General features: G+C 38.0%; 17 protein-coding genes and 2 pseudogenes. 7 read left to right on the plus strand and 12 right to left on the minus strand.

The window, feature by feature from the left end; genetic code table 11:
* Window positions 1–16: 16 nt before the first annotated feature.
* The 5 genes from Q9Q86_RS09150 to Q9Q86_RS09170 form a co-directional block, all read right to left on the minus strand.
* Window positions 17–874, minus strand: a complete 858-nt coding sequence (locus tag Q9Q86_RS09150; protein ID WP_112987294.1) for a hypothetical protein — start codon at window positions 872–874, stop codon at window positions 17–19.
* On the minus strand, window positions 858–2,375 hold the full coding sequence (locus tag Q9Q86_RS09155) for an AAA family ATPase (protein ID WP_112987293.1): 1,518 nt from the start codon (window positions 2,373–2,375) through the stop codon (window positions 858–860). Before Q9Q86_RS09155 ends, Q9Q86_RS09150 begins: the two co-directional genes overlap by 17 nt.
* A 246-nt stretch (window positions 2,376–2,621) precedes the next feature.
* Window positions 2,622–3,143 carry a hypothetical protein gene (locus Q9Q86_RS09160; RefSeq protein ID WP_112987292.1) on the minus strand — a complete coding sequence of 174 codons (522 nt, stop codon included), beginning with the start codon at window positions 3,141–3,143 and terminating at the stop codon, window positions 2,622–2,624.
* A 122-nt stretch (window positions 3,144–3,265) separates the two neighbouring features.
* Window positions 3,266–4,036 carry a hypothetical protein gene (locus Q9Q86_RS09165; protein WP_112987291.1) on the minus strand — a complete coding sequence of 257 codons (771 nt, stop codon included), beginning with the start codon at window positions 4,034–4,036 and terminating at the stop codon, window positions 3,266–3,268.
* A 35-nt stretch (window positions 4,037–4,071) separates the two neighbouring features.
* Window positions 4,072–5,157: a DUF1176 domain-containing protein gene (locus Q9Q86_RS09170; protein WP_112987290.1), complete on the minus strand. Its 1,086-nt coding sequence runs from the start codon at window positions 5,155–5,157 to the stop codon at window positions 4,072–4,074.
* Between the two features lie 126 nt (window positions 5,158–5,283).
* Here Q9Q86_RS09170 and Q9Q86_RS09175 point away from each other — a divergent pair, with 126 nt between their 5' ends.
* Entirely contained in the window at window positions 5,284–6,033 is a 750-nt protein-coding gene (locus tag Q9Q86_RS09175; RefSeq protein ID WP_039047135.1) for a DUF4850 domain-containing protein, read from the plus strand.
* Here the strand turns inward: Q9Q86_RS09175 and Q9Q86_RS09180 are convergent.
* Window positions 6,023–6,943 (minus strand): LysR family transcriptional regulator, encoded by a 921-nt coding sequence (locus tag Q9Q86_RS09180; RefSeq protein ID WP_112987289.1) that lies wholly within the window; start codon window positions 6,941–6,943, stop codon window positions 6,023–6,025. The two genes, Q9Q86_RS09175 and Q9Q86_RS09180, sit on opposite strands and share 11 nt — an antisense overlap.
* Before the next feature lie 102 nt (window positions 6,944–7,045).
* Here Q9Q86_RS09180 and Q9Q86_RS09185 point away from each other — a divergent pair, with 102 nt between their 5' ends.
* Window positions 7,046–7,618 carry a chromate transporter gene (locus Q9Q86_RS09185; protein ID WP_112987288.1) on the plus strand — a complete coding sequence of 191 codons (573 nt, stop codon included), beginning with the start codon at window positions 7,046–7,048 and terminating at the stop codon, window positions 7,616–7,618.
* Window positions 7,615–8,130, plus strand: coding sequence for a chromate transporter (locus Q9Q86_RS09190; protein ID WP_112987287.1), 516 nt, complete (start codon window positions 7,615–7,617; stop codon window positions 8,128–8,130). Before Q9Q86_RS09185 ends, Q9Q86_RS09190 begins: the two co-directional genes overlap by 4 nt.
* Before the next feature lie 44 nt (window positions 8,131–8,174).
* On the opposite strand, the gene sbmA is transcribed toward Q9Q86_RS09190, so the two are convergent.
* The 5 genes and pseudogenes from sbmA to Q9Q86_RS09215 form a co-directional block, all read right to left on the minus strand.
* Window positions 8,175–9,374 (minus strand): peptide antibiotic transporter SbmA, encoded by a 1,200-nt coding sequence (gene sbmA, locus Q9Q86_RS09195; protein ID WP_004908683.1) that lies wholly within the window; start codon window positions 9,372–9,374, stop codon window positions 8,175–8,177.
* 225 nt (window positions 9,375–9,599) lie between these two features.
* Window positions 9,600–10,577, minus strand: a complete 978-nt coding sequence (locus Q9Q86_RS09200) for a patatin-like phospholipase family protein (RefSeq protein WP_112987302.1) — start codon at window positions 10,575–10,577, stop codon at window positions 9,600–9,602.
* A gap of 135 nt (window positions 10,578–10,712) precedes the next feature.
* Entirely contained in the window at window positions 10,713–12,188 is a 1,476-nt protein-coding gene (locus Q9Q86_RS09205) for a sodium:alanine symporter family protein (RefSeq protein ID WP_112987286.1), read from the minus strand.
* Window positions 12,189–12,283: 95 nt separating this feature from the next.
* Window positions 12,284–13,519: a sodium/glutamate symporter gene (gltS, locus tag Q9Q86_RS09210; protein ID WP_004950593.1), complete on the minus strand. Its 1,236-nt coding sequence runs from the start codon at window positions 13,517–13,519 to the stop codon at window positions 12,284–12,286.
* 179 nt (window positions 13,520–13,698) lie between these two features.
* Window positions 13,699–14,811 (minus strand): annotated as a pseudogene (locus Q9Q86_RS09215) (DcaP family trimeric outer membrane transporter); the annotation flags it as partial.
* 676 nt (window positions 14,812–15,487) lie between these two features.
* Here Q9Q86_RS09215 and Q9Q86_RS09220 point away from each other — a divergent pair.
* Window positions 15,488–16,195 (plus strand): nitroreductase, encoded by a 708-nt coding sequence (locus Q9Q86_RS09220; protein WP_087539783.1) that lies wholly within the window; start codon window positions 15,488–15,490, stop codon window positions 16,193–16,195.
* Window positions 16,196–16,216: 21 nt separating this feature from the next.
* On the opposite strand, the gene Q9Q86_RS09225 is transcribed toward Q9Q86_RS09220, so the two are convergent.
* Complete coding sequence (locus Q9Q86_RS09225; RefSeq protein ID WP_039047127.1) at window positions 16,217–17,431, minus strand: multidrug effflux MFS transporter; 1,215 nt, start codon at window positions 17,429–17,431, stop codon at window positions 16,217–16,219.
* A 143-nt stretch (window positions 17,432–17,574) separates the two neighbouring features.
* On the opposite strand from Q9Q86_RS09225, the gene yccS reads away from it, so the two are divergent.
* The 3 genes and pseudogenes from yccS (at window position 17,575) to Q9Q86_RS09240 (ending at window position 22,999) form a co-directional block, all read left to right on the plus strand.
* On the plus strand, window positions 17,575–19,749 hold the full coding sequence (gene yccS, locus Q9Q86_RS09230) for a YccS family putative transporter (protein ID WP_112987285.1): 2,175 nt from the start codon (window positions 17,575–17,577) through the stop codon (window positions 19,747–19,749).
* Between the two features lie 79 nt (window positions 19,750–19,828).
* Complete coding sequence (locus Q9Q86_RS09235; RefSeq protein WP_004908704.1) at window positions 19,829–20,413, plus strand: YcxB family protein; 585 nt, start codon at window positions 19,829–19,831, stop codon at window positions 20,411–20,413.
* 161 nt (window positions 20,414–20,574) lie between these two features.
* A pseudogene (locus Q9Q86_RS09240) lies at window positions 20,575–22,999 on the plus strand (PepSY domain-containing protein).
* Window positions 23,000–23,070: the final 71 nt, after the last annotated feature.

The raw sequence follows: 23,070 nt of genomic DNA on the forward strand, positions 1-23,070 counted from the left end.
GAGCGGGTTTTCTTTATTATGGATATTTCTTTTGAATTTCTCCAAAGATAAATAAGAAAACTGAACGCTTCAATAAACTTTTATAGAATATAACATCCCATCGATTTGACGATTTTGCTTCATGTTTAGCTGCACAGTAAAAATCTTCAATTTTCTCTCTCAACTGATTTTTACTTATTTTCTTTCTAATAGAAAGTGCATCTATAGGATTATTTAACATACTTGCACACCGATTTCTCATATAATTATCTATATCAGAAAACTTTAGAATATGATTATTTAAATGATATTCAATCAACCCATAAAAATTACTATTAAAATCTTTTTTTACTTTAATTTCGAAATCATACGAAATTTGATTATTTATAACACCATTTAAGCTAATGTCTAAATAATACAACTCTTCATCACACTCTTCATAAAAATGAGGATTCAGACCGGATGAAATATTTTCCTTCTTTTTTTGATTACAATCACAAGAAGGTATTAAATTTTTAGAAAAAAAAGAAAATTCTGGGTATTCATCTTTAGGTAATAAATGATCTAAAGTACCAGCACTCAGTGCTCCGCACATATAGCAAAAACCAGACCGATTATCACCTCTAAACTTATCAATAAAACTAGAAAAACCCTTAGGGTTATTATAGTGTTCAACAAAGCTATGCTTACCTATTTTCTTAACAATTGAATTCCTAGGAATATCAACAACTCTGTATTTTTTTGCAAAAAAAATATAGTTTATATAAGAAGATTTTAATATATCTTTATTATCATAAACCACTTTCAAGTGTTTATAGCTATCTGGCGGCTTATTAATCCCATTTAAATTCAAAAAATCATCAACATCCAGAATATCCTTACTTATAAACTTCATTTTCCCCTCTCAATTCTTCAATAACTTCAACAACTAACTCAGGACTTAAATGAGTTGATAAGTTTTCTATAATTTTATTCTTGTCAAAATTACAATCCCTAGGGTAACTCTCTACTAACTCCTTTACGACTTCCCGTTCTAGCTCCATAAGATCATTCTTGCCGAAAACAAATTGAGAAATAGTTTCTACATTTGCCCCAAAAGTATTGAACGTAATTTTTTCAGCAACCACTAAATCATTGTTTTGCTTCAAAACTAAAATATTTTCTTTTAGTAAATTTTTTATAATAAATGGAGAGTGTGTTGCAATCACTGCATAGGAGTTCGACGGATATAAAATTTTATTAATAAAATTCATTAATTGAGAAATAAAATTTGGGTGTAAATGATTTTCAGGCTCATCAAATATAAACAAATTTTCACCACCATTTTTTAAAACAGTCAAAACCATATTAAAAACAACATTTAAAATAACCTTCTCCCCGCTACTCAAACTATAGTTCCGTCCATCAATAATTCTTTGAATACTCATGCTTGAAAAGTCAGCTTCATTAAAAAACCCACTTTTTCCTAATTTCTCAAAAAATTGTTTAAGATTTAATTTTTCTTTAAATGGTAGTCTACTAATATAAACATTATCGTACCTTTCATCCGAAAAAATATCTGCTAACAAAAAAAAGAGCATTGATGATAAATTTTCTCCCCTAAAAAGCAAAAGCTCTGAAATCAAATAGTTGAAATTTGAATTTTTTGAAACATTTATATAAGAATCATCATTTTTTGCAAGTCCTTGAAAGTAAGATTGCGAAATTAATCCACTTGAAAAAACCTGAATTTTATTAAAGTTATTTATATATTTTTTATAAATTTCCTTTAGCGCTATACTTTTACCCAGACCATTTTTCCCTACAATGGAATATATCGCATTAGGAAATAAAGAATCTTTTTTTTTATTTATTTTAAAGGATATTTTTGCTCCATTATTAATTTCAACACAAACATTCTCCAATATATTTAATTTATTAATTCCATCAAATCCATTACCATAAGCTTTTAACCGCTCCCTACTTGCTAAAAATTCATTCATAAAAAAATCCGTATTTTTGAATTTATAGAAACTCCTTCTTTCACTTCTTTCATAAAAATTCAAATAGGAAACATCGTTTATTGTACCAAGAATATTTTTAAAGTTTTTTAGATCTCTAATTTTATCATATTCTTCAATATTTTCTAAAATAGTAAATAAGCTATAGCTTCCTAGGAAAAGACTTACTAATTTATCACCTTGATAATTTAAAAATTGAAATAGATCTAATCGCTCTCCTACATGATAAAAACAAATTAGTCCATAGATTTTCACTACCGACTGAAAATCTTCAAAAACTTCTATTTCACAAAAAAGTGAACCATCCTTCTTGTTATTTGGTGAAATTAGCACAAAATTTTCTTCAGTTATATTTTTATATAGGCCTCTATCCCTAACCACAAAAATCTTATACACGAATCACCTTAGAATCAAATTCATAAATTATAATATCAATGTAATAGTTTTCAAAATTATTTAATTTAAAGCATGATCATCAATAAGTTTTTTCTATCACTAAACTCGAAGGCTTTCGACGTACTCAATCTTCAAAGTCCTTTTTTATGTGCGCCCCCCTTTCGAAGCTTCGCTTCTCTGCTTTAAGAAAGAGAGACTTTATCATGTAATCAATTTGATAGACATAATCTCTACCTTTAGGAATGGTTACTCCCCTCTTAACACACCCAACTTATTCCAAATATCAGGTGTTAAAAAAGTCGTGACTAACTTATTTAAATCAATATAACGCAACGTGCCTTGTAACTGTTGTCTGACCGCTGGGTCTTTGACAATATCCTCACCCGCACTCTGGCCTAACTGCTGAAAAGCCTCACCAACCGCTTGAATCCCCTCAGCCTGAATCACAGCCTTAGTCTGTGTCGAACACTGCTCAACAATCACACGCTGTAAAACTTGTGCTAATTTCTGATCTAACTGATTCTTTTGCTCAGGTGTAACACTACTAAAACCCTTTAAATCAGGATGTGCAGCCAAAGCGGTAAATGTCCATTGTAAAACTGTGGTTTTATCCGCTGCTGTCGTGGCTTTCACCAAACAATCACTGAGTTGATCGACGGTTGGCCCTGCCATCGCCACTTGTGTTGTACCCAACACAGCCGCAGCAATGATCACAGAACGACTCAAATGAGAAAATTTACGGCGAAATGAAAAATAAACAGGAGACATAAGCACAGTTCCAAAAAGCAATCAGTTTCTTTGTATCACGCACTATACAAACCATCTGTTATGACGCTGTAAATTGCGTAAGTCCAAAGCCTGAAAACTTAGGCAAAATGTAAAACCCGAACTTAGCCTTGTCCTTGATAATCCCAATGTGCAGGAATATTTGGCTGTTTTGGCACTTTGTTTAGATCAATATTGAGATTGCGACTACCCTTAAATGATTTTTCACCCGAATCTGACGCAGGTGACACATCCAGACTATAGCGGTAACGGAATTGCCAAAGCATCGGCTTGATCGGACGAATATCTAGACTCAAACGATCTTCATCATGGCATTTACCTTGAGAAGTTTCATAATCCTGTTCAGAGAAACATGCCCGAATCATGCGATTAAAACTAAAAGGATAATTTTCAATAAAGCGATGTGTCTGCCCTGAATCCTTTAATTCATAAAAACTAGCGCGCTCAATCCCTGCACCACCACCCGAATACATTTCTGAAACGGTATCAATCACGGCAACGGCATAACGGTTTTGATCCATAGGAAATAGTTTAGGAAAAATATATTGGCTAGTCCGTTCCATTTCCTCAGAGGGTGCTAATTGTATACGCCACTGATTGGTTAATTTAAGTCCAGTTGTCGATAGACGAAATTGCGCAATATCACTTCCTGACAATAGCCATAGATTTTGATCTACTGTTTTTAAACTGCGCCATTGCGCTTGCTGTTGGCAGAGATCTTTAAGTTGTTCACAAATTTGCTGCTGCTCAACCTGACTGAGTTGTCCTTTTTTAAAGTCTAATATCTGCAATGGCACAGCCAAAATTGAAGAACTAAAACAACTGAGTGAAACCGTTAAAATCAGCCCACTTAAATGAATTTTATTATTCAGCATGATATTTCCTTAGGCTATTTTATTGATGTAACGCTTTATTTTACAACGGCTTCGATTTTATCAAGCTCCCATACACCGCCCGCAGCAAGCCCTTTACACATGCCTGTCCACATATCTTTGGTGTGTACAAATTTCTGACCATCCCATACCCACTCATCACTTGACCAACAATCCCCGATACCACGACCTTTTTGAGCACTCTGAATTACACCTTTATAAAAATCCGAGGCATGTTCCGTCACAAAAGTTGCTTTACCCGTGAGTGATTCATCTAACACCCAAGCACCATATCCTTCGTTATACGCTCCACGCCAACAGATCGTCATCGCCAAAACTTTATGATTTGTGAGTTTGTAAAATTGAATTGCTTGGGGTTTCGATCCATCAGAATCGTAATCATAAAGTCCATTACAGAAATCATCTTCTTTGGGTGATGGTTGAGCAGCCATTAAGATTTGGTGAATGGCGGTATAACGTTTATATGTTGGTTCTAAAGTTAAATATGGCTGATCTGAGGTTTTTACTTGTTTCACTGTGAGTTTGGGTTGAGCAGATAACACTTTTGATTCATCAGCTTTGCCTTGTTTAATTAGCCCCCCAACCGTACCGACTCGCTTTTGAAAATCATCCATTTTTAACAATGCAGCAGTCATACCTGCATCAGAGATACGCCATTGGACATTGGCATTTTTAAATACAATATCTGTCTTTTGTTTGGCTTGTTGCAGCAATGCATTGACCTGAACGGCAGTGAGTTTCCCCATGATTGGGAAGTCCGCACCATCAACAATCACTTGCCCTAAATCTTTTCCATTCACATAAAAACGTAAATTTTTAAGTTTAGCTGGAGATAGAGATTCTTGCTCCAAATTACCTAACGCAAATTCAGCACTGACGGCTTGCTTTGCTCCAGCCTTACGTGTCAGTAAGAGTGATGCTGGCTCAATAGACTCATGACTATATTCATCCGAATAGCCTGCTGCTCGGCATGTTCCTGTATTGGTACAATATATTTCCCAATCCTGATGTGAAAATGAAATTCCTTTGATTTCCTGCGCAAAAGCAGGACAACTTAGCGCCACAAAACAGCAAACAGAAAGTATATTTTTCATCGGATTCATTTTTTATCACTCGTATTTTTATAAAGTATGGTAAAGCGTTTAAATGACTACGGCACCCTTGTGTTAAATCATATTATTGCAGAAGATAGAAGATTCAAACTACGTTGATTTGACCAAATTTTAAAAATGAAATTATTATGCTCTATTTCCACGATTTTATTACTGTTGTCTGCTCCAATAACTCACGCTGGAGTCAGTCAATTTGAACCAATTTTTCCTCAATTTTCAAATACGATAAAACAACGCCAAGCAATGAATCAAATATATGCATTGGGTGAAGTCTCCTTTAGCAATGATGTTCGCGTTCCTTTTTATGGTGTTACCGCGCCTAATCCCTTCGATGATGGACTGTTAAAAGACTTTAAATCGTGTACAGCAAAAAGCTGTCATTTTGATTTTAAGCTAGATGCTAATCTGGCAAAGCAACTTAAATTGGTCGGACTACCTGAAATTGGTGCTGTGCTCGTCCCAAAAGACTGGCAAGATATCGAAGCAAATGCAGGGGCAAATGGTACAGGTTCAGCATTGCTAATGAGCACGAATCAAAAACAAGCGATTGAACTATATGATTCTTCAGTTTGTGTTGGTTGCGGTATGCCCTACGCAACTCTTTATTTTCCAAACCTTTTAAAAGAAAGCATTGAGAATGAATTTGGCGGTTATAAAGACACACAAAAGTTAATTCATGTAGTACATCCATCCAAATACGTTGCTTTCTTTAGTTATCAGATTCCGAAAATGAATAACAAAACCCATGGCATAGCGAAATATCGTGATGATAGCGATTTTAACTTTCAAGAAATCAAAGTCACCCTAGATAAATCTCAACAACATTTGGTTGGACCAATTTTAAACTTCTATCACTTTACGCATTAGTAGTAGACGCATTTTCTAATACTTGGCTCGCTTTAAGTAAATCCAAAAAATGTGCTACTCGAACATTATTATCTTTGGCTCTATAAATTGCATAGATCGGTGCAATACAAGGTTTCTTGGCTTCCAAAGGACGGTAAATAATTTGTTTATTCCAAAAGTCTTGAATCGAAGCCGGTACGATTGAGAGTCCGATCCCTGCTGCGATCAGGTTGAGACTTGATGTCAAACGTGGGGCTTCTTGGACAATATTCGGACTAAAACCCGCCTGATAGCAATTTGCCAAAATATTATCGAATAAGTCTTGCCCTGCTAAACGGCGGTAAAGTACAAATTCATATGGTTCCAAATCAAGTAAGCGAATCGCACCCTCTTTTTCTACCAATGGATGATTACTCGGTAAAGCCACGATCAGCGGCTCATCCAAGACATGAAGACTTTGTACGTCTTTATGAATGGGTGCAGGCTTGCGTAAAAATACAATATCTAGTTTTTCATTGATCACGGCATCTGTTAAGGCTGTACTGCTGTCCTCTTCCAAATGAATTGCCACAGCAGGAAATTTCTCACGAAATTGGCGCAATAATGCGGGTAAAAATGGATGTAATCCTGCTGAATTGGTAAAGCCAATATTGATCTGACCTTCTAAACCCTGTGCAATATTTCTGACTCTTTTAGGAATTGACTGGGCATGTGCCAAAATTGTAATCGCTTCTTGATATAAGACCTTCCCTGCTTCTGTAACTTCTACACCACGAGGTAAACGTTTTAATAAAGCGGTATCGAGTTCTTCTTCTAAACTTTTGATTAAACGAGTTAATGGTGGTTGTTGCATATGCAGACGGACAGCAGCTTTTGAAATATTACTTTCTTCAACCACAGCAACGAATGCTTGAAGCTTATGAATATCCATTAAACATACCCTAAAAGTATAGATGATGTAAAAAATAGCATTTGTAAATATACCACTATTCCACCATCCTATCATGAGTAAAAGAGATGAGGAGGTGTCCCGATGAAAGCCGAAGCAATATCAATAGAGCGTGAACCAGTATCAGAAGCGCCTGATTGCAAGGCATTATTTACGGGATTTATGCAGTTAGGATTAATGGGATTCGGTGGGGTACTGCCCTTAGCCCATCGCATTATCGTTGAAGAAAAAAAATGGATAGATGAAGGAAAATTTACCGATTTACTTGGCGTATGTCAGTTACTTCCTGGCGGTAATATTATCAATATGTCAGTTGCAATTGGTATGCAGTTCCAAGGTATTAAAGGTGCAATCAGTTCTGTATTGGGCTTAATTTCAGCGCCAACAGCGATTGTCTTGATCATTTACCAAGTCTATGAGCATTTCCAATATTTAACTGCAGTACAACACATGATCCAAGGACTAGCGGCAGCTGCCGCAGGCTTATTGTTTGCCACAGGATTTAAAATGTTACGCCCCATTTTAAAAAGCTATCTCACCGTTTTGACGATTGCATTGACCTTTGTATTTATGCTGCTAATCAAACTTCCTTTGGCACTGACTTTATTTATCTTAGTTGCGATTAATTTGTTGGTACTTGGAGTGAAAAAATCATGATCTTATGGACATTAGTGATCGTCTTTACACAACTCTCTGTACTAGCTTTTGGTGGTGGTAATGCCATCCTTCCTGAAATGCAGCATCAAGTTGTAACCGTACATCAATGGATGACTGCGGAACAATTTAGTTCGCTTTTTGCAATGGCACAGGCTGCACCCGGCCCCAATATGATGATCGTGCCGCTAGTTGGTTGGCATGTCGCTGGTCCAGCGGGTCTATTGGTTACATCCTTAGCGAAGTTTGGTCCATCATCTATTATCACAGTGTATGTGCTCAAATTTTGGCAACGCTTTAAGGACCATCCTTTACGAGCAAGATTTGAAAAAGCCTTAAAGCCAATTACAGTTGGTTTAGTCCTAGTCAGTGCATGGCTAATTGCAGATGCTTCTGCACAAAATGCCTTACTGATCTTAATTGTGATCTTGACTGCAATTCTTGGGATGTTTAAAAAAGTTCATCCTTTGTGGGTCATGGCATTAGGTGCTGGATTAGGAATTTGCTTACTTTAAGCAATAAAAAAACCTGCACGAAGCAGGTTTTTTCTTTGTAGGATCTAGTCTTTATCAAGAATAGATTCAAAAGCTTTTAGACGCTTGTGAATCGATAATAGTTCAATAATGGTTTTCCATGAACTGATCAAATATTGGAATGATTCACGGACTTTATCAAAAATATTACTGATTTGGTTAATCAAACCAAGCGTCATTTTTCCAGATGCGATCGCAGGGAATAATACGACAAGGCTATATAAAATATCGAGTTGCTTGTACCAAATTGCCACTAAGTTAAAGTAGGCATAATGAAAGTAAAGTCTAAAGTAATTGACTCGTACCTTACTAAATAACTCTTTTAACGTAACAGGATCAGCACGATTCTCATGGTCTTCACCATAGACTAACTCTTTACGATAAGCAGCTTCAACCTTCTGATTATTGAATTGCAAACCAGGAAGTTTCTGCCCGACTAACATTAGAATAACTGTACCAGCAATCGCCCATACAACAGCCGCCCACACCAAAGAATGTTCAATTTCCCCCACGATCGGTAAGACTGGAACTTTCTGCGAGATTTGGAACAATAAAGGTAAGAATGCGATTAGTACCATCACTGACTTAATTAACTCCACCCCTAAGTCTTCCATGATGGTCGCAAAGCGCATGGTATCTTCTTGTATACGCTGTGACGCACCTTCTACATGTCGCAGCTTATCCCAGTTGGCGGTGTAGTATTCATTCATTGCTGTGCGCCAACGGAATACGTAGTGACTGGTAAAAAATGCATTAATGACTGCAAATGTGACTGCCACCATCGCGATATAAAGGAAGGTCAATGTGCCTTTGTAAAGATCATTGATGTCACCACCACCATCGCTGAGCATTTTTTGGATCATGTCCCAGAATGGACCATACCATGCGTTAATCGCAACACTCACCTGAACACCAAACCAGATATTAAACAGAATGAATGCCGATCCCCAAATCGACCACTTTTGCCATTTATTATCAGATAAAAATCGCCAAAAGGCAGCGAATAATGCTGTTGATACTAAAAACCAAATATAGAACCAAATAAAGGCTGCGGACCAAAAGCGACTCACGCCAATCGGTAATTCAGCTTCAGCATAACCTTTCGGAAAACCCAAGTACTCTCCCCATCCATGCCCACCTGTGTACCAAAGCAGCATGTTGAGCGCTAACCATACAATCACCGATATAAAAAAAAGGCGTGGGTTAGGAAAAAATGATTTAAACATCGTGTTTAACAATCCTTGTGGTGTTACTGATGACGTCGATGCGTCATCCTATAATGCAAAACTTAAATTTGTTTAATAAAAAGTTTAATGAATTGTAGTTATTTACCTGTTTTCTTGATTTTTTCATAGCTTTTTGTAGAGGATTTACAAATTGTTTTATTAGAAAACATCTGCCAGCAAACCAAGCCTTATCTTGTATTGATTTACTGGCAGCAAAATAGCCGATTAGGGTGCTACGGAATTTATTTTCAATGCAAAATCTTGCTGCGCTTGAGTGGCTGAATTTTGCTTACTTTGAATTGTCGATTGAATATCCGCAAGTTTAGCCTGTGCTGCATCAATCCCAGCTTGCATAGTCATTTCACGTCCTTTCACATCAAAGATATGTGCCTTTTCACGTAGATCAGGTTGAATCACGACATCCGCATCTTTCAATTCTTCTTCGGCTAATCGCCCTTGCATGATATTAATATTTTGATTGAACAAGCCCCATACATTGGTGGTTTCGGTATGAATTGGCTGCGCCAAAATATCTACAGCAATCACAATATCCGCACCTAGTTCCCGTGCTACTTCAACTGGGACAGGACTCACTAGCCCACCATCAACATACTCGACATTACGAATCTTAGTCGGCACAAACATACTTGGAATAGAAGTCGATGCACGGACGGCTTGCCCTGTATTGCCATAGTTAAATACGGTTTTCGTCCCATTTTTGAGTTCAGTTGCAACCACATACATTGGAATTTTTAACTTTTGTAGCGGTGTGTTAAGCACTTGTTGATTGACATAGTCTTCAACTTTTTTACCATCAAAGAAACCTTTGAGGCTCACATTTACATCACGTACATCATTGGCTTTGAGTTTGAGTGCAATATCTCTTAATTCAGCTGCGCTTTTACCACTGGCATATATTGAACCCACGATACTGCCTGCGCTTGTACCTACGATCAAATCAGGTCGGATGCCTTGCTGTTCAAGCACTTCGATCACTCCGATATGAGCATAACCTCTCGCACCACCACTTCCTAATACCAGCGCAATGACAGGACGTTTCTGTTGTTTTTTGATCGCAGCAAAAGGTTGACTCATGGTTTGTACCTGAGCATCTTCTACAACAGGTCGTAGTTGTGATGTGGTTTGGCAACCCGCCACAAACATCATCGATAGTCCTAGAGTCAATAATTTAAGCTGTTTCATCTGCATTTGATGCCATATTCACTTTATATCACTCTCAAATTTTACTCCGAGCGATTTTTAAAAGCTGTATCAATTCTTTGCTGACTGATTTCTATGCCACAAAAAAAAGCTCCTTTACAGGAGCTTTTTATCAATTTACCAAATATCGGAATCGACTTTTTTCTTCAATTCAGGATAGTTATCAATCTTAAACTCAGGTTCTTTAATCCCTTTTTTAAGCTGAGAGGTATAATCTTTCAATAAAATCAATGCTATCGGAGTCAGCAATAGAATTGCGATCAGGTTAATAGTTGCCATCAATCCCATCGATAAATCTGCCATAGACCAAACCAATGGAACACTAGTGATTGCACCGAAGTACACCATAACTAATACTAAAATACGGAAAACAAGCATAATTTTAGGATTGTTATTGATGAACTGCACATTACTTTCCGCATATGCATAGTTACCAATAATCGACGTAAAGGCAAATAAGAACAGAATAATAGCGAGGAAACCACCGCCCCAACTGCCAATCTGACTCTCAAGCGCTTTTTGCGTTAAAGTTACGCCCTCAAAACCTGCTTCGTGATACATGCCTGACACCATAATGATAATCGCAGTACATGAACACACAACAAAGGTATCTACAAAGACACCTAGCATTTGCACTAAACCTTGGTTTACTGGATGTTTTACATCTGATGCAGCAGCAGCATTTGGGGCAGAACCCATACCTGCTTCATTTGAGAACAAACCACGTTTAATCCCCATCATCATTGCCATAGAAATCATAGCACCGAAGAAACCACCAGCTGCTGCTTCAAACTCAAAAGCTTTTGTGAAAATAAGTTTAAAGATTTCTGGCAACATTGGCAGATTGATGATAGCGATGTACAAAGCTACGATTATGTAAAGCAATGCCATGAATGGCACGATACCTTCAGCAACTTTTGCGATACGTTTAATACCACCAAAAATAATCAATGCTGTCATTGTCACTAGTCCAATGCCAACCCATGAGATTTCTAGGTCTAAACCACCCAAATCTAAAGTTAGATTGGCCTTATCCCATCCCCAAGCATGAGAAGTTGCACCAATAATCGCATTCGCCTGAACAGCATTAAACACAAACCCATAAGCTAAAATGAGAGAAAGTGCGAAAACAATCCCTAACCATTTTTGCTTTAAACCTTGAGTAATGTAATACGCAGGTCCACCACGGAATTGTTTGTTTTGATGGTCTCGTACCTTAAATAACTGTGCGAGCGATGATTCCACAAATGCAGAACTCATACCTAAGAATGCAGTAAACCACATCCAAAACACTGCACCTGGTCCACCAATCGCAATCGCAATCGCAACGCCAGCAACGTTACCCACCCCTACACGACTTGCCAGTCCTGTAACGAATGCCTGAAACGGTGTGATCCCGTGCTCATCCACACATTCTTTACGGCTGCCTTTCATGACACGAATACTGTGTAAAAATAAGCGAAGCTGTACCGCACCTGTGATTAATGTGTAAAACACACCCACTGCAACCAACAAGACAACCAAGAAATTCCAGAGCGGATCATTAAAGAATTGCACCCACGACATCAGCGTGGCATTTAATTGTTCATTCATCACTTATTCGCTTTAATAAATTATATGTATATCAAACACATATACGATAAAAATGGATGAATCAAAAAAGCCCCATATGGGGCTTTTGATCCGACTTAGGCAAAGAATTTCAAGATAACTTGAATTACTGTTGCGTTAATTAAATCAACAAAGAATGCACCACATAACGGAACAATTAAGAACGCTTTATGGGAAGGTCCATACATATTCGTAATGGCTTGCATGTTTGCAACCGCAGTCGGTGTTGCCCCCATACCAAAACCACAATGACCCGCAGCAAGAACAGCAGCATCATAGTTTTTACCCATCACACGGAAGGTTACAAAGGCTGCATATAGAGCCATAGTAATGGTTTGAGCACCTAAAATAACAACCAGTGGTCCAGCCAAATCTGCCAATTGCCATAACTTCAACGAAAGCAATGCCATTGCCAAATACAATGAAAGCGACGCGTTACCAAACACATCAATTGCACGATCAAAAATATCAATTTTCAATACGCTTTCAAGAATATTTCGGAGAATAACACCGCCACCAAGCGCCCAAACAAAGGTTGGTAACTCGAACCATGTCCCTTTGCTATAACCCGTCATAAACTCAGCAAATGCAAGACAGGCAGCGAACATACCCAATGTTGTGATTGCATTATCTGCTGTGATTAAACGTACTTGATGTGGGTTTTCAAATGGAGCAAGTTCATCAGGATGTTTATCAAGATGCGTATCGCGATCTTTGATTTCTAATGAACTTTTTTCATGTGCAAGGCTATAACGATTGATCAATAATTTAGCCAGTGGACCACCAATGATCCCACCAATAATTAGACCAAATGTCGCACTTGCCATTCCTAGTGCTAATGCACCTTGAATCCCATGTTGGGTTTCAAGAATTTCACCCCAAGCACCAGCAGTACCATGACCACCTGTGAGCGTGATCGAACCAGCGATCAAACCAACCAATGGATCAATACCTAACAATGACGCAAGACTCATACCTACCGCATTTTGTACTGCGATAAAAGAAGCCACACAGATCAAGAATATAACGAGTCCAATACCACCCTCACGAAGCTTCATAAAATTAGCACTTAGACCAATTGAAGCAAAGAAGATCAGCATAAAACTTGTTTGCAATTGACTGCTGAAAACAATGCTATATCCCCACATTGAGTGCACCAGCAAAGATACAACTGCTGCAACCAAACCACCTGCGACAGGCTCTGGGATGTTGTAACGTCTTAAGAAGTCAATTTTATTAACGAGCAGACGCCCTAATAACAAGACGATAACCGCCGAAATTAGGGTATAAAAACCATTGAAAGTAAATTCCATATCCTCTTCCGTTTATTTCATTAGTTTTTAGATAGTTTTTCCATCACACAACTAATAAAACAGTAACTCTCAAAATGAGTGAAAACTCAATCAAGTTAATAAAAAACATACAGTTCTTTGTAAGAACCCAGCCTGTATTAACAGATGGTTTTCACGGATGATTACACCTATAGGATAGGTTAGAAGTTATAGCGAGCCATTGCTCCTACACGGTTATCCTTACCTTTTTGACCATTGAAGGTTTTGCGTTCGCCATAGATATACTCTAAACCGAACGTGATTGGCGTAACAGGTGAAAACATTACATTCAACCAACCTTGTTGTAGCGTTTTGTTTTGCGCAGTATCTAGCAATGCTTGTTGAGCAAATGCATTGTTATCTTTAGCAAACATCGCGCCATACGCCAAAGTGCTACGAACTTTTGGCGTGATCTGATACGTTGTGCCCACAGTCACAGCATCAAATTCATTGAGATTTAAATCATAATTTGTCGGATTCACATTGAACGCATTATTGGTGTAAAGCAAAAATTTGCTATCACCTTTCACATGTGAGTAATCAAGCATCGCTTGCAAAGAATCTGTAAATTTGTATTTTGCACCCAGCGCAATCCCCCAACCTAAGTCAGATTCGTTCGAGGTGATTTGCTTTCGCTCTTATTTAAATATGTCTTTATCAATTTCTATTAGTTTATCTTCATAACTCACTCTACTACGCACCTCTGTCAAAAGTGCACGAGCTGAAGTTGTCCCCTTACCCTCTGCAAAATCGTATTTGATTTTCGAGCTAAGTGCAGGCGCGCGATTATCATCACTACCTTTTTCCAATGCAATCGCATAACTCGTGACAGGATTCAAAGAACCACTGTAGCGAACCATTGGAGTTCGATATGTACCAATACCTAAAGGTGAATTGAAATCAAGCATCTCAGGTTGCAGATCTGTCGCCAAGAATGTTGATGTAGTTTGACCAAACAACCAGTCGTTATAAGTCAAATACGCATGGCGGATACGGATTGTATCGTTGTTAGTTCCACCGCGAAAATCAACTTCTAGCTTTCCACCAACATCTGCACCTTGTACAGGTGCTTTAAAATCTAAGCCCAAACGAGTCACGGTCGCAGTGCTATAAAATCGGTCACTATTTTTCTCATTATTTTCGAGATCGACTTTATTAATTCGGTTAAAAATACCATCGCCACCTTTGGCTTGATAAGAAGCATCTCCACGCAAGAAACCATATAACTTTACATCAGCACCAGATGCTGTTTGAAAAGAGAGTGGCGATTTTTTATTTGTATCAGATGATGGAGTTGTAGTCTGAGCAGCTAGAACTTGAGCGGAATCTGAAACAGGCAATGTGGTTTTTTGTTTTGAATGAGGAACATATTGTTCAAGTAAAGCGCGCAACTCTTTCACTTCATCACGAAGTTGTTGAATTTGCTCTTGCTCAGTAGCAGCCTGTGTCGTGTTCATCATCAAGATAGCAACAGTAAATGCCAAACCCTGAATCAAGAACGGCTTGCGGATGAGAGGTAAACTCATGAGAAGCTCCTTGTATTCGATGTATATTTCAACATTTCTACAAACATAAAATTGGATAAATTCACTATGTTTGTAATAGAAAATCCCCCTCACCCAATCAGTAAGGAAAGCCTAATCAATTTTTAAAAAGGGCGTATTATGCATAAATTTAGAATATTGTGTGTATTTTTTTATTCGAATAAAAACTCAGTTTTAAACAATTTTGGCTAAATAATAGTTCTATTTCATTATGTTACAAATATATTTCTTTTTCACACAAACAAAACAAAACCGCACATAAATTATTCAGCCTTTACTGATGAAACGAAAACACGATTACTTTTAAAACAAATTTTGCAATACGACTAAAAAACCATCTGCAAAAACACCAGATTCATTTATAGTCTCACCCAATGAGAAAATAGCTAAAAGAGCTGGAGTTTATATGAATACGGAACAAGTCCGTTATGTTGATGAAGCAATAACTTCTCGCCACTCAGTACGTGCATTTCTAGACACACCTGTTGATGTACAAACGATTAAAGACATTTTGTCAGTCGCAAGCCGAGCACCATCAGGTACAAACACTCAACCATGGAAGGTTTATGTGCTTACTGGAAAGAAACGTGCAGAGATGATTGAACGCGTCTGTGCAGCTCAACTTGAGTTATTTCAAAAACCAGAATTAGCAGAGCGCTACAAAGAAACTTTTGCATATTATCCAGAAAATTGGATTTCACCATTTATTGATCGTCGTCGTGCAAATGGTTGGGGTCTATACGGATTATTAGGTATTCAAAAAGGCGAAAAGGAAAAAATGGCAGCACAACAACTGCGTAACTTTCAGCTTTTTGATGCGCCTGTTGGACTTTTCTTTACTGTCAACAAAGCGATGGGAATCGGATCGAAGATGGATATTTCGATGATGATTCAAAATGTGATGGTCGCGGCTAAAGCACGTGGTTTGGATACTTGCCCTCAAGCTGCATGGAATCACTTTTATCCGATTGTCTTAGATGTACTTGGAGCACCAGATGATGAAGAGCTTATTTGTGCAATTGCATTAGGATATGCCGATCCAGATCACATCGTGAATACCTTCATTACACCACGCGAACCTGTTGAAAATTTTACTGTCTTTGTTGATGAGTAAACTTTAATGGCCACAGTATCTCTACATAGAGATACTGTTCTGTTGTCTTCCAACCTTAAAGATAGCGACCAGTCCTGCTGAAGTAAACATCAACATCATGAGCCCCATATTCAATGATGCTTTCCAAATCAAAAAGTTCAGAATAACACCACCTAATAAACCACATGCAAACTGCATACTTCCCATAATCGCACTCGCAGTTCCAGCTCGAGCACCTTGTTTAGACATTGCCAAAGCCATTGCATTTGGACCAGTCAACCCGATTCCGGACACTACAAAAAATAAACCAGACATCAATATCCACAACGGAGCGTTATGCATTGATCCTGCAAACACAACACATACAGCACCAAGGAACTGAATCGAACCGCCTAAACGAAGACGGGGATAAATATCCATTCGTGTATTGAGATGCTTATTCAAAGAAGACATCAACATAATTCCAGCAGCATTAAAAGCGAATGCATAGGAGAATTGCTGTTGAGATAATCCATATTGCCCCATAAAGACCGCTGATGCAGAACTGATGTAACAAAACAAAGCTGCACCTGTCAGACAGCCTGCAAACATGGGGACTCTAAAGCTCGCATCTTTTAGAATTGCGGCATAAAGCGTTGTGACTTGATAAGTGGAAAGCTTGAGACGACGCTCAATTGGCAAAGATTCTTTAAAAAAGAAATGGACACATAACCAACAGATCACACCAATAATAGCCAATGCAGCAAAAATCATTTCCCAAGGGAAAAAGTTCAGAATCCAAGCGCCAAACATAGGTGCTAAAATAGGTGCTAGCCCCATGACAATCATCATACTTGAAAATGCTTGAGCTGAACCTTGAACATCCAGCCGATCACGAATCGCAGCGCGCGCAATAACGACACCGACACAGCCCCCAAGCGCTTGAAAAATACGTGCAATGATTAATGCCCATTCATTACTTGCAAATACACAAGCCAGACTGGCAATCACATAAAGGGTTAAACCAAAATACAAAGGTTTTTTTCGACCAATCCGATCGCTCACTGGACCATAGATAAGTTGACCAATCGCAAGCCCTAAAAAATAGGCAGGCAAAGTATTTGCGACCATTTGCGTGCTTACCCCAAACTCCTCTGCCATTTGAGGCAAAGCGGGTAAATACATATCAATTGATAAAGGACCTAAAGCGGTAAGGAGTGCAAGCAACATAATCCAAGTTGTTGAATATTGACGTGAATTAGACTGCTCGACCTTCATAATACTTCACTTTTCAAGTTTATTCCTGATCTAAGCTTAACACTCTCATGCTATTTTGTGCATAATAATACAGGCTGACTAGCACTTTTGAGATGTCAGTTCCCATACAATAATTCCATGACACGATACGAAAAGGACAGCGCTTGAATCCTTGGTTTGGACGTTTAAAACAATTAACTTATAACACCACGTTTATGTATAACGTGAGGATGTTGATCGCTTTTGTAGGTACAGCTTTTGTTCCTTATTTATTAGATTTTCAACTGGCTACGATTCCATTAACTTTAGGTGTAGTCGCTGCAGGTATCAGTGATATTGATGATCGCTTTTCTGTGCGGATCATGAACTTAATCTACACCTACATCGGTTTTTTTATTACCGCAGCATCCGTTCAATTATTATTTCCCTACCCTTTCGCATTTGCTTTTGGTTTGATCGCCTCTTGTATTGGCTGGATTCTGTTAGGTTCGTTAGGGCGACGTTACGCAACGATTGCTTATGGATGCTTGGTGGTTTCGGTATATACCATGCTTGGTGTTCATCTATTTGAAGACTGGTATTTGCAACCTGCATTACTTGTGATCGGAGCAGCATGGTATGGTCTGATTTCAACTATCAGCTTCTTATTATTTCCAGTCCGTCAGTTACAAGATCAACTATCAGCATCTTATAATGCTTTAGGTAGTTTTTTATATGCTAAATCAAATCTGTTTGATGTCGATATGACCGCATCAAGCTACCAACAAAGCATGATTGATTTAGCACTAGAAAATGGAAAATTAATTACATTATTCAATAATTTACGTGTAGCACTAGTCACTCGTCTCAAAGGAGACCGAGGTCAAAAAGATACGCGACGCAGCTTACAGTATTATTTTGTAGCTCAAGATATTCACGAGCGTGCTGATTCCGCTCATATTGATTATCAAAAACTCGCTAAACTGTTTCAACACAGTGATATTTTATTTCGTTTCCAACGTATTCTTACCATTCAAGGCAAAGCATGTCAGGACTTAGCGCAATGTATCTTGAATCGCACACGTTATACGCACAACAAAAGATTTCAACATAGTTTTGAAAATCTTAGACTGTCATTAGAAAAATTACGTGAAGATAATATTTATGATCAAGTACGTGTAAATGCCTTATTTGCACTCTATCAAAATTTAAAATCGATCGATGCCCAACTGCAAAATTTAGAAACAGAACGCGATTTGCAACTGATCAACGCTCAACAGACTGAACACCAACTTAAAGATGATGATCTCAAAGGTTGGAATGATATTTTTGTTCGAGTCAAACAGCATCTCACACCCGAGTCTGTTTTATTCCGACACGCAGTCCGTTTATCTATCGTTTTATTTATTGGCTATATTTTTATTCAAGTTACCCATATTGCATATGGATACTGGATTTTACTCACTGCACTGTTCGTATGTCAGCCAAACTTCAACGCCACAAAACGCCGCTTATATTTGCGTATAGTGGGTACATTAATCGGCATTATTGTTGGATTGGCGATTATCTATTTTATTCCTTCACTTGAAGGGCAATTGGTGATGCTTGTTTTAAGCGGTGTGCTATTTTTCGAACTAAGAAGTAAGCAATATGCTCAAGCAACTGCATTCATCACTATCTTGGCACTGATCAACTTTAATCTTGATGGTTCTGCATTTGCTGCTGGCTTTCCAAGATTTATCGATACACTTATCGGATGTGCCCTCGCATGGTTTGGCGTGAGTTTTATTTGGCCCGATTGGAAATTTCGCCGGCTGCCACGTACCATCCAGCGTTCTATAGAAGCCCAATGTAATTATCTTTCGGAAGTAGTTCAGCAATACCACGAAGGTAAAAATAATGCGCTCAATTATCGTGTAGTTCGTCGCGCAGCGCACAATACCGATGCAGAAGTTGCTTCTTTAATTTCCACATTAGCAACTGAGCCAAATATTGACCCAACACAAAAGTCACTGGCATTCGAGTTCTTGTGTTTGAGTCATACCTTTTTGAGCTATATCGCAGCCTTAGGTGCACATCGAGCACAAATCCATGATCAAGAAGTATTGGCTTTACTTGATCAAGCCCTAGACGATATTAAAGGCACATTATTGCGTGATGAGGTTCCAGATTTATCCGCGCAAAACATGTTACAAACCATACGTCAACGACTCAGTACTCATGATGAAGGTGATCCAAAGTCCTTGATTATTTTGCAACAATTATCACTCATGTTTGGTATTTTGACTCGCTTAAGCATGCTTAAACAAAGCTTGAGTCATGAGCCAAATCAGGATGGCACTGAGTTTGCATCTCTTTGATTTATCCACCATTGGCATAATATCTTTGACTGCTAATTAATGCTAAACTTAACCTAGTTCTACACTCATTTTTTATACTATGACCGCCAAAACGCTATACGCTTATACGCTACAACCTGTTCCCTACGAAGTTTCCGAAGCTGAACAACGTCAAGCTCAACTTATGATTTGGCGTAGTACTAATAAATTTAGTCGCAAAGCGTGGATCATTATGATTTCGCTTGTGGTGCTTTCTTTAGTGACCGCTGGACTGATTAACTACTACTCTACTTACTCAACTGTATTTTGTTGGGTTGTTATCGTGTTCGTTGCCCTCTTCTACCTGATTAAACGATTCGGTCTTGAGTGGTATGTGAAACGTAAAATGAATGAATTCCCAGTTCAGGAAATTAAAGGTCTTCGTCTTGGTGTTCAACCACACGGTATCGTCATGCGCCAAAAAATGGGCGTTCAAGAAGGTACTGCAACAATCGGTTGGAAAGATATTTATGAGTGGTATAGCTCACCTGACTTCATTTTGGTGAACTTTAAAGTAAAAACACCAAAAGGTGATGAACAACAAGGTGCATATATCCTTCCTAAACGCATGGATTCAAAAAACTTTTCATTCAATACTGTTCGTAAACATTTGAATGAAACTGTAGGCGCTCCGAAAACGCTATAATTAAAAATATTCAAAAAAAGCCTCTCAAAATGAGAGGTTTTTTTTAATGTAAAAATTTAAATGAGAATCAAAATCAATATTACCTACAAAATCCATATTATATTCTTAATCTTGAGTTATAATTTTTTACATGAACTCCACTTTATTTACATTTTTTGACCATGCTTAAAAAAGTCTTCTTCCAAATTCATTGGTTCTTAGGGATCACTGCAGGTTTAATCCTTTCATTGATGGGCATAACTGGAGCAATTTATTCATATGATCAGCAAATCTTAGAATTCATCAATAAAGAGAGCTATGTTGTTGAAGCTGCTTCTACTCCAAAGTTAACCCCAGCCCAGATATTTCAACACTTCAATAAAAAACAACCCGATATTGAGATTAATAGTAATGTGGTTCCGTGAGGTATTACAATTTATCCAACGATTGCATCGGAACTTAACTGCAGGCGAGTTTGGCGCACAAATTACAGGTGCATCAACCTTGATGCTTATCTTTTTTGTGCTGAGTGGACTTTATCTTCGCTTCCCTAAAAAACATTCTTTTAAACAATGGTTCTTTATTAAGCCTAAACTTAAGGGTCGCAATTTTATTTGGGATTTACATGCTGTAGTTGGAACTTGGCTTGTCGTCTTTTATCTCTTATTTGCATGCACTGGTTTGTATTGGTCATATGACTGGTGGCGTGCTGGTATGTTCAAAGTCATGGGAGTTGAACAACCTAAACGCAACGAACCAAACCAAGATAGAAAAAAACCTGAAAAAGAAAAACTTAAACCTGAGCAAGTGACCAACATATTGTCGCAATCGTGGACAGGCGTGAATGCCCAAATTGGACGTGAATATTCATCATTAACATTTAATATTCCGAAAAAGAACGATGCAAAGCTTGAGCTATCCTTTGTTGATGCTATCCCCCAACATGAACGTGCTCGTAACCAAGCTATTTATAATTATCAATCCAACACTTTTGAGAAATTTGAGCTTTACGAAGATAAGAAGCTAAATGAAAAGATTATGAGCAGTATGCTCCCTGTACATCGTGGAAGCTTTTTTGGTGACACTTATCAATTTTTAGCAATGCTGGCATCTTTAACAATGCCTTTATTTTTCGTCACAGGTTGGATGCTTTATTTAAAACGTCGCAAACAAAAAAAACTCACACTCGCGGTACGAAATACGATCGGTTCTCAAGTTATTGACCCAAATACAAAACCATGGCTCATCACATACGCAAGTCAAACAGGTGTGGCTGAGCAACTCGCATGGCGTACAGCAACAAGCTTACAAGAAGCACAGCAAGCAACAATTGTTAAACCTCTTCAACAGTTGACTGAGAGTGAGCTTCAGCAAGCTGAGCTTGTCTTATTTGTGGTGAGTACCTATGGAACTGGTGAGGCACCTGACTTAGCAACTAGCTTCAGCAAAAAGATGATGAAGCAATCACTAGATTTAAGTTCAATGCAGTTTGCAGTGCTTGCATTGGGTTCTAAAGAATATCCTGAAAGTTTCTGTAGTTTTGGGCATGCAATAAACCAATGGTTATTAGCATCGAAGGCATCAGCTTTATTTGACTTAATTGAAGTCGATAACGTCAATCCTAATGATATCCAACGCTGGAATCAGGCTTTATCAGAGATTACGCACACAGAACTACATGCAATGAACATTGAAAAAGTATTTGATCATTGGACATTAAGTTCTCGTACACTCCTCAATCCAAATAGTCTTGGGCAACCTGCTTACAATATTGAATTCACCGCTCCTCATGATATGACTTGGCATCCTGGTGATATTGCAGAAATTCAACCAGAAAATACTCCTACAGAGATTCAACGCTTTTTAGAAAAGTACCAAATCTCAGCTGAATCCAAAATCGAATCATTGAATCAGAAAATTGATCAGGCATTACGGAATAAAAATTTACGCGTAGATGTTCAGGCATTCAATCATCTAGATGAACTTGTCGAGCAGCTTCCTACCCTACCCACTCGAGAATACTCTATCGCTAGTATTCCTCCGCAGCAAATTCTCAGACTTGTCGTTCGTCAACAGCGTGACCCACAAGGTGAACTTGGATTAGGCTCGGGATGGTTAACAGAACATATCCAAATCAAAGATAAACTAGCTTTACGAATTCGTACGAATGAATCATTCCATCTGATTGATGATAATCGCCCAATCATTTGTATCGGTAATGGCACAGGTATCGCAGGTTTGATGAGCCTGTTGCAACAACGTAATCGTCAAAATTACACTGAAAATTGGTTAATTTTTGGTGAGCGTCAACGTGAATGTGACTATTTCTATAAAGATACCATCGAAGCATGGAAAAACATGGGAACTCTAAAACGTCTAGACTTAGCATTCTCTAGAGATCAAGCTCAACGTATTTATGTACAAGATATTCTTCGCAACAATGCTGAGGAGCTTTTAGCATGGATCGCTAAGGATGCTGTCATATACATTTGTGGAAGCATTGAAGGTATGGCAACAGGTGTTGAAGCTGCATTGATCGATATTCTAGGAGAGGAAAAATTGGATGAATTACGATTATCAGGTCGTTATCGTCGAGATGTTTACTAAGCTTTATTGAATATAGATAAAAATGGGTGATATTCACCCATTTTTTATTCATCAATAGAAGCGTTTGCCTT

Source organism: Acinetobacter sp. A22, from assembly GCF_030913345.1.
Lineage (GTDB): Bacteria > Pseudomonadota > Gammaproteobacteria > Pseudomonadales > Moraxellaceae > Acinetobacter > Acinetobacter junii.